Source organism: Nostoc sp. UIC 10630, assembly GCF_010747425.1.
Classification (GTDB): Bacteria; Cyanobacteriota; Cyanobacteriia; order Cyanobacteriales; family Nostocaceae; genus Nostoc.
Genome location: NZ_JAAGOG010000103.1, coordinates 1 through 18,733 on the forward strand (window position 1 = coordinate 1; position 18,733 = coordinate 18,733).

An 18,733-nucleotide genomic window follows, 5' to 3' on the forward strand; every position below is an offset into this window, starting at 1 on the left:
CCAAATTTCTTCAATATTTATGTAATTTAAAGACAAAAATCTTTGAATTTTCTTTCTTCTACTTTCAAAAAATATAGGGATAGGTAAAGCAGTAGCCAGTGCTTCAATGCTAACAGTTTTTATTGATTGTAATAAATTAATCAGAATTTTTAGTAATAAATATTCTGCACGTCCCAATTCTCGCTTGAGGTTTGTTTCGTAGAATTCTGGTAACATTATCATTAAATAGACCTTGTTGCAAATGAAGGCTCTTTTTCTTTTACCACAAAATGCTACACTCTTTGCAATATAAGCATTCTAAACAATTTTGTCCCCCCGCAAGGTACAAAATACTGATACAGGATTAGGATTAGCTTTGGTGAAAAAGCTGGTGCAATATCTCCAAGGCACAATTGAAGTCACAAGCAGTCAGGGCTGGATAAGTTTTACAATCTGCTTGCCATTAACCGTATCGAAGTGAACGGCGTTATACTTAAGCTTGCATTCATAATTTGTATTGCTACAAAATAACCACTTATCAAATCTAAAGCTTTAGAAAAACTTAAAGTAGTGATTACAAATGTACCTGTTTCACTGTTACATTAGCGCTCGCACCTTAATTAAAAAAACTATGAAAATTCCTAAATTATTAATTGATTCCATGCTCTCCTGCACAACGATGCCCTGCACCAACGAACTGACACGACTTAAAGCAGTATATCAGTTTCAGGGTTTGGATACGGCACCCAATCAGGCATTGGATGAATTGACGGCACTGGCAGCCGATCTGTGCCAAACTCCAATGGCGTTGGTGGGTTTTATCGGAGCCGATCGCCAGTGGGTTAAGTCTAAAGTCGGAATCACATTAACAGAAATTCGCCGAGACCTGGCGTTTTGTAACCACACCATTTGCCAATCAGATGTCTTTGTGATTCCAGATACTCTGGCCGAACCCCACTTTGCCACCAATCCCTTCGTTATAAATGCTCCCAATATCCGGTTTTATGCCGGAGTCCCTCTGGTAACGGCTGGCGGTTGTGTCCTGGGTACACTCTGCGTCATGGACTTTGAACCGCGCAATCTGAGCCAGAAACAGCAGAAAGGATTACAGACACTCAGCCACCAAGTAATAGCGCAATTGGAGCTAAAACGCAACACCACAAAGCTGCGTCAAATGATCCCGGAAATCAAACAACTAAAGCAGCAATTGATTACTCAGGAATTGGTTGGTCAACAAGATTCAATTCTGTTTAATCTGGCAAATCAAATCCGTAATTCTCTGGATCTGGACACGATTCTACAAACGGCAGTAAATGAGATTCATACTCTGTTGCAAGTCGATCGTTGTGACTTTGTGTGGTGTCTGCCCAACAAAGATCAGTTCAACTTTATGGTGACTCACGAAGCGACTAACCCAGAGATCCAGATGGCGCTAGGAGAACTTCCTCTTGGGCATGGCTCCGTTCTAGCAGAAACTATCTTAAACCTAGATATGCTACGAATTGAGGATGTTTCTACTACCTCAGAAGCACTCACCTTGGAGGATCGCGCCCTGCTGCATCAACTGGCAGTCACCTCAATGCTGTTGCTGCCACTGAGAACCCATTCTAGTCAATTGGGTGCTATTATTTGCCATCACTGTCGTGGTTCGCGCCAATGGACTGATAGCGAAGTTCGGTTACTCAAAGCTGTCACCGATCAAGTAGCGATCGCTCTCGATCAAGCAGAACTGCTTGCCCAAACACGAGCAACCGCCTTTGCCGCTCAAACTCAAGCCACCTATCTAGGGAACGCCCTGAGTCAGTTACAGCAAACTCAAATGCAACTGATACAGCAAGAGAAGATGTCGAGCCTGGGACAATTGGTAGCCGGAGTTGCCCACGAAATCAATAACCCGGTCAACTTTATTAACGGTAATATTGCTTATGCAACCGACTATGTTCGGGATTTACTGGAACTATTGCGTCTTTATCAGGGAAGTTATCCCAATGCAACTGGTGCTATTCAGGAAAAGATGGAGGACATCGACTTTGATTTTTTAACACAAGATTTGCCTAATCTATTGTCGTCCATGCGAATGGGTGCAGAACGAATTCGGCAAATTGTCTTATCTTTGCGGAACTTCTCGCGTCTGGATGAAGCCGAGATGAAACCTGTGGATATCCATGAAGGGATTGAAAACACGTTGTTGATTTTGAAGAGTCGCTTGAAATTAACCAGTGCCAAGTTTGAGATTCAAGTGATTAAAGCATACGAAAATTTACCACCTGTTGATTGTTATGCGGGGCAATTGAATCAAGTATTTATGAATCTTTTGGGTAATGCGATCGATGCCTTAGATGAAACGCCTAATCCGATCATTACCATTCAAACAGAACTGATTAGTAGAGAAAAATCGGGTAGTTCCGATCTATCTCAAGTTTCCCACGCAGATAGTGTAGTGATTCGGATTCGAGATAACGGTTCTGGGATGACAGAAACAACCCAGCAAAAACTCTTCAATCCATTCTTCACCACCAAACCCATCGGCAAGGGAACCGGGCTAGGACTGTCCATCAGCTACCAAATTGTGGTTGAAAAACATGGTGGCATTTTAAAATGCTCCTCAGAACTTGGGAAAGGCAGCGAGTTCTTGATTCAAATTCCGGTTGAGCCTCTGGTTAAAAGGACTTGAAGTGTGTATAAAATTATCAAAATATCAGTTATTCAAGTCTTTCTTTGGGAATGCTAGGGTAAACGCCAACGATGATTGACTCATCGACTGTAAAGTATGTCAAATGGTACGACAAGCTCACCGATTGTTCTCGCGCTTGATGATAGCCCTGTGATTCATCAAATGATTAAACGAGCGTTAGAACCGGGCTATCAAGTAATAACAGCCGCTAACGCACTTGATGCTCTGTCGATCATTTATCATCAACGGATTTCAGTCTTGCTATTGGATGTGCAGATGCCGGATGTAAACGGGTTGGAGTTTTGCCGCACAGTGCGAAGCCTGCCGCAATTTCAGCATTTGCCTGTGATTATGGTAACTTCTCAAGATTCCCCCTTCGACCGGGTGAAGGGTCATCTGGCGGGTGCAACAGAATATCTAATCAAACCTTTTGATGCTGAACAATTGCGCGAAGCTGTACGAAAATTTATTAGCTCCTGATTACAGATATTACACAGACGATAAAACGTCAAATGGACGAAAGCATGTCTAAGAATGTCTAGAGTTGATGTAGCAGATTCGATTCAATAGCATAGGAGCAATTTCGCCGATCGCCAAAATATGTTGGGCGGCTCCCAGAGCGATCGCTTCTTTGGGCATCCCAAAGACAACGCACGTTTGTTCATCCTGGGCAATGGTAGTGCCTCCGGCTTGGGCGATCGCTTGTAACCCATCTGCACCATCGCGTCCCATGCCAGTCAGCAAAATACCAACCGCCGATCGCGGGTAGCAGGTGGCAACGGCTTGAAACAAAGCTGTGACGGAGGGACGATGCCCGGAAACGGCAGGGGTGCTGATGGTGCTTAATCGCCCTTGAGTGTCGAGTTGCAGGTGTTGTCGTTCGGGAGCGAAGTAGACAGTACCCGGTTTGGGAAATTCTCCCGGTTGGGCGATCGTCACGCGCAGGAAACATTCTGCTGCCAGCCAATCTACCAGTCCTTGCAGAAATCCTTCGCTGATATGTTGGACGCACAGAATGGGTACGGGAAAGTTGGCAGGCAGTTGTTTTAAGATCGCGTACAATGCCTGGGGGCCGCCTGTGGAGGCTCCGATCGCCACGATTTTGGGCAGGGATGGGGAATTACGAATGGAGAATTGCGAGTTACTGACAGGTTTTGGGCTAAATGGTTCTGGCTTTTTTTTAGGGCTAACAGGATGCGTTCTAGGTTCTACCGTCGCAGTTCGGGAAGTGTGGCGAGTAAAGACTGTAACCCCTGCCAGAACTTTGATCCGGTTGATTAATTCGTGCTTGATGTGTTCATAGTCTGAAAGTGAGTCAATGTTGGGTTTGGGAAAAACATCTAAAGCACCCGCTTGCAGCAGTTTAAAAACATTGCGGGAATCTTCTTGGGTGTTGACGGAGGTGCTGATTACCAGAATAGGACGGGGATAGTCTGTCATAATCCGGCGGGTGAGTTCCAGTCCATCCATTTTGGGCATGTGTAGATCGGTGCAGATTACCTGGGGCTGTGCGGCTGGAATTCGCTCCAATGCTTCCACGCCGTTGGGAGCAGTTCCCACCACATCTACTTCCAGGGAACTCGCCAGAATCCGCTTGAGGATGGTTAAGGCGACGAGGGAATCCTCCACCAGAAAGACGCGAATCGGGGCAGAGTTTTTCATCAATTGACAGTAAGTTGAGATTTTACGATAAAATTATTCTTCATTCAATCCGAAAACCTCTACACTAACCGTTTGAGGGCTGACAGCAAGGCTTCTTGATTAAAGCTGCCTTTGATAATGTAGGCATTGGCTCCGGCTTCCGCACCCCGACGTTTATCTTCATCGCTGGCAAGGGAAGTAACCAGGATAATTGGAAGTTCGCTATATTCTTGATATTGGCGGATTTTGGCAGTTAACCCCAAGCCATCGAGATTCGGCATTTGCACATCGCTAACAACGGCATCAACGGTGTGCGATCGCAGCTTGTTCAATCCATCCAAACCATCCACAGCAGTAATCACTTGATAACCTGCGGTTTCTAAAATCCGCTTTTCTTGAGTGCGTGTGGCAATAGAATCTTCCACTAATAAGACGGTTGGTTTTGTAGGCGCAAGTTGACGAGTTTGGGTAGAAGAGATGGACTGCGATCGTGATCGGGCTGACTTGACCAAATCCTGGGGATTCAGCACCATACACACATCTCCAGTGCCTAAAATTGTTGCTCCAGAAACATTGCGGACTCGTTTAAGTAACTGACTTTGGGGTTTAATCAGTACATCTTGCTCATCCACTAAGGTATCCACCACTATACCCAGTTGTGCTTGCCCAACCTGGAGAATAATACAGGAAAGTGCCGTTTCTTGAGTTAATTCAGATGGCATCGGCGGCAATTCTAATAGATCAGCCAATTGCACAACCGAAATGGGTTTGCTATCCCGAATTATCGTGTCGCGTCCCTCCAAGGGGAAAATCTCTTCTGATTTGATCAAGCAAGCAGTTTGTACAAACTCCACTGGGATGGCGTAGGGCATTTGATTCACTTGCACAATCAAGACATGGGCAGTTGCTAAGGTGATACCGAGATTGACGCGCAGTGTGCATCCCAGTCCGGGAAACGATTCCACCTCAATCGTACCTTTCAATTTCTCGACATTGGTTTGCACTACATCCAGCCCCACACCCCGTCCTGATACTTCTGTAACTTGGGGAGCTGTTGAAAACCCCGGTGCGAAGATCAACGCCTGGATCTGGCTGGGAGTCATTGCTGCCGATTCTTCCTCCCCGCAAATGCCCCGCTTCACCGCTATTTGTTTGATTTTATCCAGGTTAAGCCCCCGTCCATCATCACTGATTTCCAGCACAATGTTAGTGGGAGTCTGGTAAGCCCTGAGCCGAATTGTTGCCGTTGTGGATTTTCCTAGCCGTTCCCGTTCCTGTGGTGGCTCAATTCCGTGATCGATCGCATTTCGCAGGATGTGCATTAGCGGATCTTTCATTTCTTCCAACAGGCGTTTGTCGGCAAGGGTATCTTTGCCTTCGAGGATCAACTCCACCAATTTTCCCTGCTGCTGCGCCAGATCGCGTACCATCCGGGGGAAGAGGTTGAAAATCGTTGCAAAGGGCAGCAATCGCAGGGTACGAATACCCTCTTCTAGATCGCCACTTAGTTGTTCCAGTCGGGTTGTGTCTTCCGAAAGGGAACTCCGCAGGGTTTTCACCAAATGACCCAATTGCTCTAATCGTTCTTCAGAGTGATGATGAAAGGTTTCCAGACGTTGGAAGGCGACGTTACCCTGTTGCTCTCGGCTGAACGCAAACCGATTAGTGAACAAATCTCGGTTCCATTCTTCCCACAGATTAGCGATCGCTTCAATTTCTCTCAGTCGATGAGCAATCCGAATTTTGGTTACAGTTAACTCCCCTGCTTGCGTCATCAACGTATCCAGATGGCGAGTGCCAACGCGGATGGTTTCGATGCGGTAGCTATTGGTGAGGGATTTTGGACTTCGGCTTACCTCGGCTCTGGTTCCATCGAGCGTTCGCGTAGCGTCTCGCAGAGAAGTCGAGATGCTCGGCACAAGTCGCTCAGTCGAACGATTTTGGATTGCTCCGTTTTCCTTTGGCTCTTGATTACTATCAAAAGTATTGTTTTTTACTGTGATTGTGACTTCAATACTGTTGACTTCTGGTTCTTGACTTGGATTATCTTCCCTTTTTCCTGGCTGCGCTCCCATCAATTCTGCCAGAACAGAAAAGGTATCAACCCTGGCAGGTTCTCCGGTGACGGCTTCATGAACGAGTTTGCGGATAGCAGCGATCGCATGAGCAAGGCGTTCATAGGGTGAGTCTGTTGTAGCATTGCCCAACGAGGATGCAGGGTTTTCTTGTTGCTTGAGTTGAGTCAAAATATGCTCAATTTGATGTGCCAGAGTGCCTACATCTTTTACTCCCAGCATATTGGCATCGCCTTTTAGGGAATGCGCCTCTCGCATCAAGGCTTCCAGGACAGCCAAATCGTCGGGATGGTTTTCCAGATGCAGCAATCCATCATCCAGATTTTGCAGGTGTTCTTCGCTGGCTACTTTGAAAACGTCTCTCAGTTCTTCATCATCGATCATCATAGTTTTAAGTAGTTAGGGGTTGAGCGACTAAATAATTGCCTTGAATGCTTGCGCTGACTCGTTTAGTTGTTGAGTACCAAAGCGGATCTGGCTAATGCCACTGGCAGTTTCACGCGCAGCAATATTCAAGTCATTCATGGCAGAGACAATTTGCTGAATGGCGATCGGTTGCTGGTTAATATTGAGTGAAATCTGTTGACTGTTGATGACAATGTTATTCACTGCACCTTCTACACCAGCAAAGGATTCTGACGTTTCCTGGGCAACTCGCGTCCCTTCTTCTACAGTTTTAGTGCCTTCATGGGTGACAACGACAGTCATGCTGATGGCAGATTGAATGTCCCTTACCAAGGTGCTAATCTTTAGGGAGAGTCCACTTGCTAGCATCACCGTGAACTTGAGGGCATTGAGCGCCTCTTGCTGCTGTTTCGCGGTGGTTGCAAAAATCTGATCTTCTCGCTGCTGCATTTCTTCAATCATGTCTACGACATCCTGAACTAGAGCACGGGCATTTCCCTTGCTCCAGGTTTCAATGGCTTCTTTGACTTTGCCCTCATCCACCTTTTCAATCAGGATGTCTTGAAAAGCAAGCAGTTTATTCAGCAGTTCTTCCAATTTGGTTAAAGATTGTAGCTCCTGTTGCGATCTGGCAAGTGCGATCAGTTTTGCTAAAAAGTCCCTGGAGTTCTTTCGTGTCTTTTGGTAGTTCTCAGGGGATTGCTGATTTTTTTCTAATAAATAGCCCCGGGTTGATTTAGAACCACTTTGCACACTAACAGCAAAATCATCAATTGCTGAATTGACCTCATAAGAAGACAGTAAATTTTCTGATCGGTGGTTCACCGTGTTGATATTGATGATTGTTGCTCCAGCAGAAATTAACAATGCCAGCACGGAAACAGCATAGCCGCCAATAATCCAGTATCTTAGTCTCCAGTTTCGCTTGCTTTCCATCTTGTTATGTTCTGTGAGTGAACGAGTTCAAGGATTTCCAGATATTGCTATTACACAATTTTGGATTTTAGATTGACCCCATGCTTAAAGCTACGGTATACACACAAGTCTCTTGATCTGCACCTTTATTGCATCGACCTGCAAAAATTAACTACGCAGTAACTCTAAAAAATTTGTGTGTAACAGTAGGCTTCACAGCAGTTCTTGATGGGGTCATTTCCCCCTGCTCCCTGCTCCCTGCCCCCTGCCTCTTCGTTGCATCAAGGGAAGATTACACAACACTCTGTAGTTTGTAGGCTGCATCATTGAGTTGGTGAGTGCTAACGCGAGTCTGACTGATGCCGATGGCTGTTTCTCTAGCAGAGTTATTGAGTGCATTCATTGCCTGTAAAATTTGCTGAACCGCAGTGGATTGCTGGCTAGCATTTAGCGAGATTTGCTGAATATTCAACACCATCCGGTTGACGGACTCGGTAACACTGGTAAAGACCTCCACCGTCTGCTTAGTTATTGCCGCCCCCTGTTCAGCAGTTTTTGTACTTTCATCTGTCATCACAACGGTTGAGTTGATGGCGGATTGAATATCATTGACCAGCACATTAATTTTTTCAGCTGATTTCTTGCTTTGGTCTGCCAGTTTGCGAATTTCGGCGGCGACGACTGCAAAGCCCTTGCCCTGTTCCCCCGCGCGGACTGCCTCTACTGCTGCATTTAGCGCTAGCATATTGGTTTGATTTGCTAGGTCACTTACCAACCCGGAAATACTGCCAATTTGCTTTGTTTGTTCGTTCAGGCGCAGCATTTGGTCTGCTACTGCACTGACTCTGTGGCTCAAGGCTGCCATTCCTTCCAGGGTGCGGTTCAGTGATTGATTGCCTTGATCTGCCAAATTTAAGACCTGTTGAGCGCTGGTTGAGGCAGTGGATGCTTGCTGGGCAGACTGTTGAGCAGAGGCGCTGAGTTCGTCCATTGTAGTGGTGGTTTCGCTGACCGAGACTGCCTGTTGGTTGGCAGTGCGTTCTTGTTGCTCGATTGTGGCGGCAATTTCAGCGGTCGAGGTGGCGATCGCACTGGCTGATTCATTTATCCGTCGAGCAGTGCGGCTAATTATCCAGATGCCAGTCAAAACCGACAACAGCAAGGAAAGTCCAGTCGCGGACAGAATTGTGAGCTTGAGCCTATCAAGCGCTGCTTGCTGTTGCTTGGCAGCCACGATCACATTCTGGTCTTCTCGGTGCTGAATTTCATTGATCGCACTTGTCAGACGATCAACCATACTGCGGGCATTTTCGTTACTCCAGGTTTCAATAGCTTCCTGAACCTTGCTTTGATTCACTTTGCCAATCAAATCATCCTCGACAACCATTAAATTATTCAGCAGCCCCTCTAGCCTGGTTAATGACTGTTGCTCTTGCTCTGTTCTGGCAAGTGACATTAGCTTTGACAAAAGCTCATTGAAGCTTCTTTGAGATTTTTGGTATTCGTCGAAGGATGTCTGATTTTTTTCTAACAAATAGCCTCGAACTGATTTAGAACCGCTCTGTACATTCGTGGCAAGGGCATTAATCGCTGAATTAACGTTATAGGAAGAAACTAAATCCTGCGCTCGCTGACTCACCAGGTTGATATTAATGAATATCAGCCCCGCAGAAATTACCAATGCCAGAATGGGAACCGCATAGCTGCTCATAATCCAGTATCTCAGTTTCCAATTTCGCTTACTTTCCATCTTGTTATCTTTTGTGAATGAATGAGTTCAAGGATTTTCCAATATTTCTATCATTTGTAATCTTTGCGATCGGACTTTTGCATCAAGGAAAAATTACACAACACTCTGTAATTTGGAGGCTGCATCATTAAGTTGATGAGTGCTAACGCGAGTCTGACTGATGCCACTGGCTGTTTCTCTGGCAGAGCTATTGAGGGCATTCATTGCCTGTAAGATTTGCTGCACAGCTGTTGCTTGCTGATTGGCGTTGAGGGAGATTTGTTGAATATTCAACACCATACCGTTGACGGCATCGGTGACATTACTAAATACTTCCACCGTCTGCTTAGTCATTACCGCCCCCTGTTCAGCAGTTTTTGTGCTTTCATCTGTCATCACAATGGTTGAGTTGATGGCGGATTGAATGTCATTCACCAGCCCATTAATTTTTTCAGCCGATCGCTTACTTTGATCTGCAAGTTTGCGAATTTCGGCGGCGACGACTGCAAACCCTTTGCCCTGTTCCCCGGCTCGGACTGCCTCTACTGCTGCATTTAGCGCTAGCATATTAGTCTGATTTGCTAAGTCACTCACCAACCCGGAAATACTACCAATTTGCTTGGTTTGTTCATTCAGGCGCAACATTTGGTCTGCTACCGTACTGACTCTATTACTTAAGGCAGACATCCCTTCCAGAGAGCGACTAATCGTTTGATTACCTTGATCGGCCAAATTTAAAACCTGTTGAGCGCTGGTGAAAGCAGTCGCGGCTTGCTGGGCAGACTGTTGGGCAGAAGCGCTGAGTTCATCCATTGTGGTGGTGGTTTCGCTGACCGAGGTTGCCTGTTGATTGGCTGTGCGCTCTTGCTGCTCAACCGTAGCCGCAATTTCATTGGATGAGGAGGCGATCGCGTTGGCAACCTGCATAATCGGTCGCACAATTTCCCTGGCAATGAAGAACAATACAAATGAGCCAAATAGGATTGCGATCGTGGTTCCTCCCAAGGAAACCAAGTCTGCCATGAATGCTGTCTGCTGCGCTATCTGTTGCCTGTCTGCCAGCAAGCGATCCTCGATCTGCGTCATCTCTGCTAGTTTGCTCCGAATCTCATCCATGATCTGCTTGCCTTTATTGGAAAGGATGATAGTCATGGCTTCCTGGCGTTTTCCCTGCTGTGTCAAATCAATAGTTTCAGTAAGTTCTGCCATTTTGTCTTTTGCCAGTTGCTTGACCTGATTCAGCCGTGTCACTTGTTCCGGGTTGTCCTGAATCAGCTTGCTGACCTCATCAAAGATTTTCTCAAAATTGGCAACGGATGCGTTGTAAGGCTCCAAATAGTTGGCCTTTTGGGTTAAGATAAAGCCACGCTGTCCAGTTTCGGCATCGGCTAGTAGCTTGCTAATATTTTCTAGATGTCCCTCAACCTGGTAAGTGTGGCTGACCCAGCCATTGGACTCTACTAACTTGTTGGTCGTGAGCTTGGAGACAATGCCAATCACAACCATGACTACAAATACCGAACCAAACCCAAAGGTAACAACTCGACCGAGCTTGAAATTATATTGCATATTAGACCATTTCACGAAAATAATGAAACAATTACAAACTCTGAAACCCAGACTAAGTAAAACCTTCTTAATTACGAATTACGAATTAGTATTAGACCTCTTCATTGACAACCAACACTTCTGAAGTCAGCAGTTTAAACAAATTGATGATGCTCATCATCCGATCGCGGTAAGGTGCGACCCCCTGGAGATAGTCGTCTTTGGCAGAATGCAGGGCAATTGGAGCCGGGGTCATTTGGGAGGGATGAATATACGTCACATCAAAAATATCATCGACGGCAATCCCCGCCACTCGTTGCTCCAGGCGCACGACAACCGCTTGCTGATGGGATGTACCCGTAGGCGATCGCACTCCCTTCATCGGCAGATTAACTACATCATTGATGTTAATTAAGGTGATAATTTCACCCCGTAAATTGATGTTGCCAACAATGTGCGGCGGACAGCAGGGAATCGGAGTAATCTTGTGAATCTCGGTAAACTCATGCACCATTTCCAAACTAAACCCAAAGTACTCACCCCCCAACCCTACAACCGCTAGAGGCAAGAGCCACGCCGAATCCTCGTCAGCGATCGCACACCGCAGACTTTCAGTTCGCTCTCGAAAAACCTGTCGCTCCTGGGAATCGAAATGATCGTATAAGCCCTGATTTAAGGCTGAATCAGAGGGGTGTTTTGGTGTGTCTGAGCCGTTGTGAAAATCAGAATTTGGATTGAAAGCAGTCTCTATAAAGGCATATTGCACCAATAGCTCAGGATTAAGCAATGTAACGATGCCCTCCTCAACGTTGGCAATGCCAGTTACCAATCCATCCGGCAAACTCTCTTTTGACTCACCACAGATATTTGCAGCGATCTGATCGGGGGCGATCTCTTGCACACTATCTACCTGACTAACGATAATTCCAATTCGTTGAGTCTCCCATTCCAGCACAATCATGCTGTCAGTCAATTGAAAAGGGGGACGTGTTTGTTCTAAACGTTGATATAAATCCATCACGGGGAGAAACTTCCCGCGCAGATTAATCACGCCTAAAATTGTCTCAGGAGTTTCTGCGATCGCTGTCACTTCTGGCAGAAAGAAGATTTCTTGCACGGCTGTAGCCGGAATGCCATAGTGTGAGCGATTCAGGTTAAACATTAAATAGGATTGATGATTCATAGCGATATTGATTTTAAATTCTGGAGTAATCAGGGGGACATCGGCTGGTAGCGCTAAACCACAGCCTTGAGATTGAGCGCGACCTCATTGAGTTGTTTTGTTTCCACCCTAGTTTGACCAATGCCAGAAGCCGTTTGATCAGCTCCAACTTTGAGGTTGTCCATCACCTGAATTACTTGCTGAACCGCAACGGCTTGTTGCTTGGCAGTTAGGGAAATTTGCTGACTATTGAGGAAAACACTATTGATCGCATCAGCCACGCCAGCAAAGGTTTCATCTGTTCCTTTAGCCGTTTTGACTCCTTGCTCTACTTGCTTTGTCCCTTCATCGGTTACAGTGGCAGTGGCTTTAATCGCAGCTTGAATCTGACTCACTAGCACCCGAATTTTCTCAGCAGACTGCTTGCTTTGATCCGCCAATTTGCGGATTTCACTAGACACAACAGTAAATCCTTTGCCCTGTTCTCCAGCCCGCACCGCTTCTACAGCCGCATTCAGGGCTAACATATTGGTCTGATTGGCAATATCTCCGACTAAAGTAGAAATGCTACCAATTTGTTCTGCTTGTTCACCCAATCTCTTAATTCCTTCCGCAATCTGCTCAACCTTTTGTTTAAGAAATGCCATGTGTTCTAAGGTATGCGCTACGTCCTTCGTGCCAGAGGATGCCAGATTAGACACTTGTTGAGCGCTGATCGCCGCAACGTCCGCTTGTTCTACAGACTGACGGCAGGAAATCCCCAATTCATTCATAGTGGCAGTAGTCTGGCTCACAGCTGTTGCTTGCTCAGTAGCAGTTCGCTCTTGTTGCTCAACGGCGGCGGCAATTTCTGAGGTCGAACTGGCGATCGCATCCACCGAACGATTCACGGTTTTGGTCACTCTTGCCCAAATCAGAGAAGCGGCTGCACTTGAAAAAATTAGCCCTAACAGACCAACAATCACTGAGCCAAATATTAGATAGCGCATTGAATTCGCTGTGGTTTCAGTCAAGTGCGCTAAAATTTCTTTCTCACGCTGATTAAATTCTGTATTCAGTTGATCTAGCTCTCCAACAACCGTTTTCGATTCTTGCAAGTATAAGGTTGTTGCATCTTTTAGCTTGCCTTGCTCAACTAGACGAAAGGTTTCCTTGCACAGGTCATCATACTCATTTCCCAGTTTGAGCATCCGGTCAAAAACTTTTTTCTGCTCTGGGTCATCAATGAAAGATTTTGTAGTTTCTACCGCCTTGTCATAGAGCTGTTTCTGCTTCTCAAATTCTTGCAGAGGATTATTATTCTGAACCAGGAGATAGCCCCGTACTTGACGAGCCATCATCGATGTTCTCAAAATCATGTCGTCTGTTCCAATGATCACCTCCTGAGCGCGTCCTACCTCTTTAAACGTTTGGGACGTTTGATTACCCACTACAAAAATCATGCCGCTTAAGCCAAGCAGCAAGGTGACGGGGAGTGAGAATCCCAAAAATATTTGTTCTCTAAGTTTGAAATTGTTAAGCATTTGTTACTCTTTAGCAGTGGTTTAAATGATTAGATATCAGTTATTTGTTATTTGTCTCCATTCCTAATTGCCCAAGGACATGTGTTTTTAATTCAGCAGTGTTTTTTTGGCTACTGTCATCGATCGCTTGGTCTTGGGGTAGATTTTCCAAAATTTCTAGAAGCGATCGCCAGATTTTTTGAGCCTGTTTTACATTTCCTTCACGTTCATATATAGAACCCAATTCCAGGTGAGCAGTAACAGAAGTGGGAGCAAGATAAATAATACGTTTTAAGAATAATTTTGCATTTTTATGATCTCCTTGCTCTTCGGCAATTTGAGCCAACAAATGATAGGGTTCAATTGCCAATGAGTTAATCTGGAGTGCTTGCTGACACGCCTGATTCGCCTGGGAGTAATCGCCAAAATTCGCGTAAGCTTCTGCCATCAAACAATATGCCTGAAACTGTTGGGGTGTAAGAGTAATCAGTTGTTTTGCTATTTGAATGACATCGGTATAAGCTTCTTGAGTTAGCGATTCCTTGGCTGCATCTAAAAGGGTTTGTTGAGTGTTTATGCTGACATCGAAACCCGTTCCTAAGCTGGGGAGAAAAGGTTTAGAAATTTCGGTTTCTCTGCTCTCAAGTTTGGGGGCAGGGGTTAGAAGATGTAAGGCTTTACTCTTCTCGTCGAGTGAGCTATGCCTCTGATAAACCGCAGATTGCGGAAAATTTTTGATTTGAAACGGTTCAGTTTTTTGTCCATGTAATTCTGTGTGACCTGTGAGCAGAAACCCTCCCGGTGCCAGAGAGCAGTAAAATTTGTCTATAACTTGTGCGATCGCCTTGAAGTCAAAATAAATAAATACATTGCGGCAAATAATCAAATCCAAATCGTGAATGTTGGACGCGTAAGCTGGGTAGCTATCCTGCATCAGGTTTCCAGGTTGAAACGTTACCATTGCTTGAATCGCCGGATCGATTTTCCAACCTTTTTTGTGCGATCGAAAGTAGCGACTTTTAATCTCTGGAGTGCTTGCTCGAAAAGACCAATCGCTGTAAATTCCTTGTTGAGCTAGGGCGATTGCAGATTGATTAATATCTGTGCCTAAAATCAGAATGTCCCATCCTTGATAGTCGGGAATCAGTTCCTTCACCAGAATGGCAAGTGAATAAGCTTCTTCACCAGTCGAACACCCAGCACTCCAAAGCCGTAATGCCGGTCGATAAAATCCTCCATTGGCAGCGTTGCACTGAGTTAAGCTAATCTCCCGTTTTCGCTTGATGAACTCTGGGAGTAGCTGATTTTTGAGCAGCGATATCTGCCCCTGATCCCGAAAAAAATAAGTTTCAGGGACAGTGAGTAAACAAATTAGTTCTTGCCACTCTGTCGCGCTGGGAATTAATTGATTTGTTGCCAGCAAAAGCTGGTAGTAATCATTGAGTGAGGATAATCCCAGCGCCCGGAGGCGAGTCAAAAGATTTTTCTTGAATGTATCTTGATGCTGTGGCTGGATCTGAATGCCGAAGATATCAGCAATCAGATCAACCATCTGTGACAAACTAAAGTCATCATTGCGTTGAGGATTGGGTTCAAATAAAATGGGGCGATCGCCGCTAATCTGATTCATCACTACATGATTTTCGAGCTGATACGCTTAGGTTTCCCATTTCAATCTCTTTATTCGGATTTGTATGATATTTGGTATCGAACCGATATACCCTTCTCTGAAGAAACACTTTGCGTAAAGCTTATGTAGCATGGTTTAGAGAGGATGAAGTATTTAGCGTAGATGGAGAAATTGGCACAAGTTCAAGACCGAGAGCATTAGCTTTGTTCCTGAGACTTTTAAGAACTTGTTCTTGGTATTTTTGCTGGTAGTAGTCTATATCAGGGTCTAAATATTGTCCTGTGGTTGCCCATATTTGGTAAAATAAGCGTGCTAATTTGTGGGCAGTAGCGGTGATGGCTTTTGGGGCACCCAAGCGCGATCGCAAGCGCCGATAAAACCCGCATTCCGCACCTAAAACTGTCACAAAAGAAATGGCAGGAATTTTAGGAGCTAGTTTTTGATTAAAAACCAAAGTCATGAGGGATGGAAAGTTAAAAATCAAACTGGAGTTGAGAAACAAATGGATAGTGATAAAAAATACTGCATGAAAAAATAGAGTTACTGGAAATAGAATAAGTAACTCAAAAAAAATGATAAGAGGAAAGCTGGAGTAAAAGAACAATCAAACTAATAAATAGTAGCGACGACAAGCATTAGGGAAAAATTGTAATATCAAGAATCTTTCATTAGAGAGATTTGATATTTGTGACACCCCATTAATAATTAATAAATGAATACCTTGAAAACATTGAAACATCCATCTGAGAGTGGGGCGGTATGTGAGTTTACCTAACTGGTTTTTTAGTTTTTGATTTTGAGCTAATAAACTTTCACGTAACTGTCTTTGACCTAAAGTATAAACCAACAAACATAAACCCATAATCATAGATAATGCTTCAATGCGCTCCGGTGATTTGAGAAATATGCTGTCTGTCAAGAATAAAGGGTCTTTGAGAAACGCAAATCCTCTCTCACATGATTGTTGAGCTTTATATTCTTTAATCATGTCTGAGTGAGTCAGTTGGGATTCATGAATAACATTAGTTGCTAAAATAAAATTTCCCGAAGCGCGATTTTCTTTTTCGATTGCCTCTTTATCCTGTTCTAGCTGCGCTGAAATCTGATAGCAACATTTCCAATTAGTCTGAGAGTTATTTTTGCTTTTAATCTCTGAATTTAACTGTTTTTTAGATATTTCAATCTCAGTCAAACGATGATATTTTAATTGCTCTGATAGATGTAATGCAGCTTTTTTGGCATCTCGATGACAAGCAAACTCCTCATTACATAATTTCGTGAGTTTTTGATAAGCATTTGTTTGAGCTTGCTGAACACGGCGCATCAGTTGTTTAGAATCTGCTTTTTTCCGTTCTTGACTTTCAACTATCAGCCATCTTTGCTCGATACCAGCATAGTTACTAGACTTGACTATATATGAATAACCTGTTATTTCACTTTGGATTAAATCTTGGGAGTCTATTTCTAATAGTATTTGCTTGGCTAACCCTACTGTTAATGGTACTCTGCATAACCATTTGAGGTTTTTCATCAAATTCAGATTTTCGGCACTATATAATGCGCTGTCTGCTACCATTAACGCATCTATATCAATATTTTCTCGAAAATTCACGAGAGTTTTCGCAAAAGTTTTTGTATCTGATTGATTTCCTGAAGCTGCTTTTAAAAAGATAGGAATATCCCCATCACTGCTACAAATTAACTCGATAATAAATTGTTTTAAGTCTGGTCTATGATCTCTTGAATAACCATAGGTTATATTTATTGGTTGTGGTGCTAACTCTAGAATCTTATCTTCATTCTCTGTGAAAGCATTTTTTTCAAACGCTACTGCGGGTAAGCCAGTTTTATATTCTCCGTGTAGGTGCAAGGAAGAAGAATCTAAGTGTAGCGATGATAAATCCACTCCATATTTTTTTACTGCTGCTAACGCTATCAAAGTGAAGATTCCACTTAATCCTTTTAAATATAATTGGTCTAATACTCTTCCTAATCTGTCGTCATTTAAATGTTCTGGTAATACTCCTTCTCCTAACAAGTGTTCACAGGCATAACTATCCATGTATTTAGGAAACATATATAATGTTCCTGATACAAAACCTAACCCGTTTAGTACCATTGCTTTGACCGCCTGACCCGCACTCACTTTGGACTGCGGGTGCTGTCCAAGTATTTTATTTATTTGGTCTACCAACCCTATTTCATCAATAATGCCTGCTATTATCCCCAGGTGATTTAGGTTTTTTACTTCAATGCTCAAGGGTGAATTCATTTTCACACTATATCCTATCAACTATTTTTAGCTTTTCATGATGGAAGCTTATAGAGTGCTAATTTTATTTATTTTTTGACTTCTACCCTGATTCTGGCTATTAACTTTACTTCTGTGTTTTTCTTGTCTCAATTTTTACCAATATTCTTGATTTACTTACTGCTTCCTTTGTGTGCCAGTTTTAGGTGCAGAATGTGGGTTACAGTACTTTGGTTAGTGGAATTATTTAAATAAGAGCATTTGCTAAATTTCTAGTGTTTCAAACTGTCCTATGAGAGTTTTACTTATTGAAGATGATGAACCGCTTGCTGATATCTTAAAACAGTCTTTAAGTTCTCAAAACTACTTAGTTGAGATGGTAGTGGATGGGCAAGCCGGATGGAACTTAGTAGAGGTATTTGAATACGACATAATTTTGCTAGATATAATGCTCCCAAGGCTGGATGGAATTAGCTTTTGCCAACGCTTACGACGTGAAGGCAGTTATCGCTCACAATCACTGAACCACAATACCCCTATTCTTTTAATGACGGCAACGGATGCTAGTAACAATCGGGTAGCAGGGCTAGATGCTGGAGCAGATGACTATATAGTTAAACCTTTTGATTTAGATGAATTACTAGCACGGGTTCGGGCATTATTACGAAGAATGAATGGTGAAAGAGCGCCCATTTTAGAGTGGGAGCAACTGCAACTAAACCCTATTAAGTGTCAAGTTAGTTATCAAGGGCAGCCATTCCACCTCAGTTCAAAGGAATACAAACTGCTAGAACTTTTTTTGCGTCATCAAGAGCGAATTTTCAGCCACGGAACGTTAATTGAACATCTTTGGGCTTTAGAGGACATTCCAACCGAAAACGCAGTTCGAGCACAAATCAAAGGGTTGCGCAAAAGGCTTAAAGAGTTTGGCATTGAAGATTGCATTGAAACCGTTTATGGTTTGGGATATCGGTTGAAAGAAGCGCAGATAAGCAAAGAGGCAAAAGACCAAAAGAATAACAAACAAACAGAGGATATACAGAGGCAATCTGAACAGTCTACTCCCAATCAACAAATTCAACAGCAAGATGTTGTTTCGGGCATTAGTCAGTTTTGGGAGCAATATAGCGGACAATATCTCAATCGCTTGTGTGTGATTGAACAGGCAGTTTCTGCCTTACAAACCGAAACTCTAACTGAAGAATAACAACAGCAGGCAAAA

14 protein-coding genes and 1 pseudogene are annotated in these 18,733 nt (G+C 43.9%); 4 read left to right on the forward strand and 11 right to left on the reverse strand.

The window, feature by feature from the left end; translation table 11 throughout:
* Positions 1-216, reverse strand: a pseudogene (locus tag G1O98_RS22015) (IS4 family transposase); the annotation flags it as partial.
* Positions 217-307: 91 nt separating this feature from the next.
* On the opposite strand from G1O98_RS22015, the gene G1O98_RS22020 reads away from it, so the two are divergent.
* The 3 genes from G1O98_RS22020 to G1O98_RS22030 all read left to right on the forward strand — a co-directional run bounded on the left by G1O98_RS22020 (position 308) and on the right by G1O98_RS22030 (position 3,133).
* On the forward strand, positions 308-460 hold the full coding sequence (locus G1O98_RS22020; protein WP_175586807.1) for an ATP-binding protein: 153 nt from the start codon (positions 308-310) through the stop codon (positions 458-460).
* Positions 461-610: 150 nt separating this feature from the next.
* Complete coding sequence (locus tag G1O98_RS22025) at positions 611-2,653, forward strand: GAF domain-containing protein (protein ID WP_202985810.1); 2,043 nt, start codon at positions 611-613, stop codon at positions 2,651-2,653.
* Positions 2,654-2,749: 96 nt separating this feature from the next.
* Positions 2,750-3,133 carry a response regulator gene (locus G1O98_RS22030; RefSeq protein WP_163931804.1) on the forward strand — a complete coding sequence of 128 codons (384 nt, stop codon included), beginning with the start codon at positions 2,750-2,752 and terminating at the stop codon, positions 3,131-3,133.
* A 48-nt stretch (positions 3,134-3,181) separates the two neighbouring features.
* On the opposite strand, the gene cheB is transcribed toward G1O98_RS22030, so the two are convergent.
* From cheB to G1O98_RS22080, 10 genes are all read right to left on the reverse strand, one after another.
* Complete coding sequence (cheB, locus tag G1O98_RS22035) at positions 3,182-4,315, reverse strand: chemotaxis-specific protein-glutamate methyltransferase CheB (RefSeq protein ID WP_163931807.1); 1,134 nt, start codon at positions 4,313-4,315, stop codon at positions 3,182-3,184.
* Positions 4,316-4,374: 59 nt separating this feature from the next.
* Positions 4,375-6,756, reverse strand: a complete 2,382-nt coding sequence (locus tag G1O98_RS22040) for a hybrid sensor histidine kinase/response regulator (RefSeq protein WP_163931810.1) — start codon at positions 6,754-6,756, stop codon at positions 4,375-4,377.
* 27 nt (positions 6,757-6,783) lie between these two features.
* Entirely contained in the window at positions 6,784-7,710 is a 927-nt protein-coding gene (locus G1O98_RS22045) for a CHASE3 domain-containing protein (RefSeq protein WP_163931813.1), read from the reverse strand.
* Between the two features lie 271 nt (positions 7,711-7,981).
* Positions 7,982-9,439, reverse strand: a complete 1,458-nt coding sequence (locus tag G1O98_RS22050; protein ID WP_163931817.1) for a methyl-accepting chemotaxis protein — start codon at positions 9,437-9,439, stop codon at positions 7,982-7,984.
* A gap of 93 nt (positions 9,440-9,532) precedes the next feature.
* Positions 9,533-10,987 carry a CHASE3 domain-containing protein gene (locus tag G1O98_RS22055; RefSeq protein WP_163931820.1) on the reverse strand — a complete coding sequence of 485 codons (1,455 nt, stop codon included), beginning with the start codon at positions 10,985-10,987 and terminating at the stop codon, positions 9,533-9,535.
* Positions 10,988-11,078: 91 nt separating this feature from the next.
* Positions 11,079-12,149, reverse strand: a complete 1,071-nt coding sequence (locus G1O98_RS22060; protein WP_163931824.1) for a chemotaxis protein CheW — start codon at positions 12,147-12,149, stop codon at positions 11,079-11,081.
* Positions 12,150-12,202: 53 nt separating this feature from the next.
* A complete protein-coding gene (locus tag G1O98_RS22065) occupies positions 12,203-13,651 on the reverse strand; it encodes a methyl-accepting chemotaxis protein (RefSeq protein ID WP_163931826.1) in 1,449 nt (482 codons plus the stop codon).
* 40 nt (positions 13,652-13,691) lie between these two features.
* Positions 13,692-15,260, reverse strand: a complete 1,569-nt coding sequence (locus G1O98_RS22070; RefSeq protein WP_163931830.1) for a protein-glutamate O-methyltransferase CheR — start codon at positions 15,258-15,260, stop codon at positions 13,692-13,694.
* Between the two features lie 121 nt (positions 15,261-15,381).
* Positions 15,382-15,720, reverse strand: coding sequence for a hypothetical protein (locus G1O98_RS22075; RefSeq protein WP_163931832.1), 339 nt, complete (start codon positions 15,718-15,720; stop codon positions 15,382-15,384).
* A 144-nt stretch (positions 15,721-15,864) separates the two neighbouring features.
* Positions 15,865-17,532 (reverse strand): IS1634 family transposase, encoded by a 1,668-nt coding sequence (locus G1O98_RS22080; protein WP_163931835.1) that lies wholly within the window; start codon positions 17,530-17,532, stop codon positions 15,865-15,867.
* A gap of 271 nt (positions 17,533-17,803) precedes the next feature.
* Here G1O98_RS22080 and G1O98_RS39300 point away from each other — a divergent pair, with 271 nt between their 5' ends.
* Entirely contained in the window at positions 17,804-18,718 is a 915-nt protein-coding gene (locus tag G1O98_RS39300; RefSeq protein ID WP_202985811.1) for a response regulator transcription factor, read from the forward strand.
* The last annotated feature ends 15 nt before the right edge of the window (positions 18,719-18,733 follow it).

What these genes read in the sequence shown, in the direction of transcription:
- G1O98_RS22025 (WP_202985810.1), top strand. Translation starts at nt 611, where the DNA reads ATGAAAATTCCTAAATTATTAATTGATTCCATGCTCTCCTGCACAACG.
- G1O98_RS22030 (WP_163931804.1), top strand. Translation starts at nt 2,750, where the DNA reads ATGTCAAATGGTACGACAAGCTCACCGATTGTTCTCGCGCTTGATGAT.
- cheB (WP_163931807.1), bottom strand. Translation starts at nt 4,315, where the DNA reads ATGAAAAACTCTGCCCCGATTCGCGTCTTTCTGGTGGAGGATTCCCTC.
- G1O98_RS22040 (WP_163931810.1), bottom strand. Translation starts at nt 6,756, where the DNA reads ATGATGATCGATGATGAAGAACTGAGAGACGTTTTCAAAGTAGCCAGC.
- G1O98_RS22045 (WP_163931813.1), bottom strand. Translation starts at nt 7,710, where the DNA reads ATGGAAAGCAAGCGAAACTGGAGACTAAGATACTGGATTATTGGCGGC.
- G1O98_RS22050 (WP_163931817.1), bottom strand. Translation starts at nt 9,439, where the DNA reads ATGGAAAGTAAGCGAAATTGGAAACTGAGATACTGGATTATGAGCAGC.
- G1O98_RS22055 (WP_163931820.1), bottom strand. Translation starts at nt 10,987, where the DNA reads ATGCAATATAATTTCAAGCTCGGTCGAGTTGTTACCTTTGGGTTTGGT.
- G1O98_RS22060 (WP_163931824.1), bottom strand. Translation starts at nt 12,149, where the DNA reads ATGAATCATCAATCCTATTTAATGTTTAACCTGAATCGCTCACACTAT.
- G1O98_RS22065 (WP_163931826.1), bottom strand. Translation starts at nt 13,651, where the DNA reads ATGCTTAACAATTTCAAACTTAGAGAACAAATATTTTTGGGATTCTCA.
- G1O98_RS22070 (WP_163931830.1), bottom strand. Translation starts at nt 15,260, where the DNA reads ATGAATCAGATTAGCGGCGATCGCCCCATTTTATTTGAACCCAATCCT.
- G1O98_RS22075 (WP_163931832.1), bottom strand. Translation starts at nt 15,720, where the DNA reads ATGACTTTGGTTTTTAATCAAAAACTAGCTCCTAAAATTCCTGCCATT.
- G1O98_RS22080 (WP_163931835.1), bottom strand. Translation starts at nt 17,532, where the DNA reads ATGAATTCACCCTTGAGCATTGAAGTAAAAAACCTAAATCACCTGGGG.
- G1O98_RS39300 (WP_202985811.1), top strand. Translation starts at nt 17,804, where the DNA reads ATGAGAGTTTTACTTATTGAAGATGATGAACCGCTTGCTGATATCTTA.